6 protein-coding genes are annotated in these 2279 nt (G+C 28.2%); all 6 read left to right on the top strand.

The window, feature by feature from the left end:
* Positions 1–211: 211 nt before the first annotated feature.
* Genes VLM92_RS08470 through VLM92_RS08445 form a run of 6 tightly spaced genes read left to right on the top strand, consistent with a single transcriptional unit; the run spans position 212 to position 2142 of the window.
* A complete protein-coding gene (locus VLM92_RS08470) occupies positions 212–820 on the top strand; it encodes an ERCC4 domain-containing protein (RefSeq protein ID WP_325275904.1) in 609 nt (202 codons plus the stop codon).
* A gap of 16 nt (positions 821–836) precedes the next feature.
* Positions 837–1148: a hypothetical protein gene (locus tag VLM92_RS08465; protein ID WP_325275903.1), complete on the top strand. Its 312-nt coding sequence runs from the start codon at positions 837–839 to the stop codon at positions 1146–1148.
* A 38-nt stretch (positions 1149–1186) separates the two neighbouring features.
* Positions 1187–1408, top strand: a complete 222-nt coding sequence (locus VLM92_RS08460) for a hypothetical protein (protein ID WP_325275902.1) — start codon at positions 1187–1189, stop codon at positions 1406–1408.
* Positions 1409–1412: 4 nt separating this feature from the next.
* On the top strand, positions 1413–1643 hold the full coding sequence (locus VLM92_RS08455) for a hypothetical protein (protein ID WP_325275901.1): 231 nt from the start codon (positions 1413–1415) through the stop codon (positions 1641–1643).
* Between the two features lie 34 nt (positions 1644–1677).
* Positions 1678–1935: a hypothetical protein gene (locus VLM92_RS08450; RefSeq protein ID WP_325275900.1), complete on the top strand. Its 258-nt coding sequence runs from the start codon at positions 1678–1680 to the stop codon at positions 1933–1935.
* Positions 1936–1950: 15 nt separating this feature from the next.
* A complete protein-coding gene (locus VLM92_RS08445; RefSeq protein ID WP_325275899.1) occupies positions 1951–2142 on the top strand; it encodes a hypothetical protein in 192 nt (63 codons plus the stop codon).
* Positions 2143–2279: the final 137 nt, after the last annotated feature.

The following is a 2279-nucleotide window of genomic DNA, read 5'->3' as shown; positions in this document are numbered from 1 at the left end:
TAAGTAAAGATGCAGTAGATAGTGCAATTAAGAAAACTTTTAACAAGGGCATTGAGGATTTAACAGACGAAGAATACAAAAGAGTGTTTGATGGCTACAAAGCTAAAGCAGAAGCAGAAAAAAAATAAAAGTAGGGGGATTTATTCCCTCTACTAATTACATATGATAAGGGGAATATTTAAGCTTCAAATAAGTAAGTGGGGGACTAGATATGGATATAAATAAAACAAAAATAAAAATGGTTGTTGATACGAGGGAAAAATCGCATAAGCATATAACAGATGTATGGGATAAAGGGATTAAGATATATCCTAGCCAACATGAAAAAAAAGAAGGTAAAAAAGCTTATTATACTAAGCCTATACAGTATTTTAAGCAGGAGAAGGGGCTTAAAACAGGCGATTTTACTATATGCGTACAGTTACCAAGTGGGAAACAAATTAATTTTAAAGACAAAATAGTAATTGAAAGAAAAGCTTCATTAGCTGAATTGGTAGGAAATCTAAACGATACTAAAAGTATGGACCAAGAAGGATTAAATAGATTTGAAAGAGAATTAAAAAGAAGTGCTGATTTAGGAATAAAAATGATAGTTTTAGTAGAAGTTGGAGGAGGATATTCAAAAGCTAATATGGGTATATTTAGGCATGACGTATTATCTAAGATGCGTCCTCTAAGTTATCAAGCTAAGATATTTTCGTTAAAGGCTAGATACGGTTTTGAGTTGGTTTATTTAGACAAAAGGGATAGTGCAAAATATATCTATGAAGAATTATATTATTTCGCAAGGGAATATTTGAAAAATATAGAAGGTAATTAAAGAGGAGTTTTAAGATATGAAATTAGAGTTTAGGGTTTATGAATTAACTGAAAAATTTGGAATACATGAATTTGAAAAAGACAATGAGTTTATAAAAGTTGGGGAAGAAAAAGAAGATAATTATGAGTGTTGGCTTATTCAAGGGGTGACTGATAGTCAGTTAAATCTTATAGATGGTTTAAACATTCAAGAAAGTGCATATAGAGTACCTAAAGATATAGTTAAGTTAAAAGGTGATGGGACTTATTCAGATTGGTATGAGTTTGATATTCAACGTAAGTATATAAATATGCAAATAGTAGAAGAAATTCAAAGGTTAAATATTTAGTAATAAAAATTGTATTTTAATTGTACTTGGAGGTAGTTATGAATGTAGAAGATTTTGTAAGGGTAAAAAATGAGTATGCTTTTAAATTGCACCCATTGTTACACTATGGTCAAGTTGTGGACATTGGTTTAAATGGAGATATGAAAATTAATTTTGACAGAAGGTATAATCATGATAGTTTTGAATGGGTTGAGTGTAAAATGTACGAAGTGATAAGTGATAAAAAACATATTTCAAGTACTAAAATGAGAATGAGGTGATTTAATGATTAAAGAAGTATGTACTACACATGAATATTACTTTGAAACTGCATGGGAAGCATTATGTGAAAATAAAGTAATAACGAGCATAAAAACTGGTTGCAGTTATAAAATAGATAAATCAGATGTAAAAGAATTTAAATTAAAATTCTACAATCCACGTGTGAGTTGGTGGCAAGATTGTGATTATGTATTAGCAAAAGAAATGTTTGGCAAATGGTATATTACAAAGTAATGAAAAAGTGATTTCAAGATAAGAAGGTGATAAGATGGATATTAAGCAACTTAATAAAGCAAATGCACTAAATGAAGAAATAAGAGAATTAGATTTATTTATAAATTCAGCTAGTAAAGTATGGGCAGGAAAATTAAGCATAAAAGATAAAATTATGAGGTTTATATCTAATTCGTATGGAGTAATTGAATCAAAAGAATTTAAAATGAATACTGACATAAAAAACAGAGTGCTTGATGTACTTAAAGAATATAAAACAGAGTTAGAAGAAGAATTTAAGAGTATAACATAAAAAGGAGAATTTATCATGAAATTAAAGTGGAATAAATACTACGTTGCAAAAATTTCATATTTCAAGAATAATCCAATACACGAAGTTATTATAAATGTTAAACTTGATGAAATTGTTGTGGTATTCAATGGTACGGATTGCGAAGAAGTTAGAATAAAGGACTTAAATTATTTTGAAGTTGTAAATGAAATAAAGATATGCAAATAAAACAATAACTTTAAGACTACTTATGTAGTCTTTTTTTAATGTCGAAAGTTGCGATATATTGCATACAACAAATATGCCGATTTGGTATATAATATAACTATACAACTTTTAGAAAAGAGGTGCAAAATGAAAGTTAA

The organism is Romboutsia sp. (genome assembly GCF_035470145.1).
In the GTDB taxonomy this organism is placed as follows: Bacteria; Bacillota; Clostridia; order Peptostreptococcales; family Peptostreptococcaceae; genus Romboutsia_D.
The sequence above is the reverse complement of the archived record's forward strand: the minus strand, read 5'-3'. Positions and strand labels throughout refer to the sequence as shown.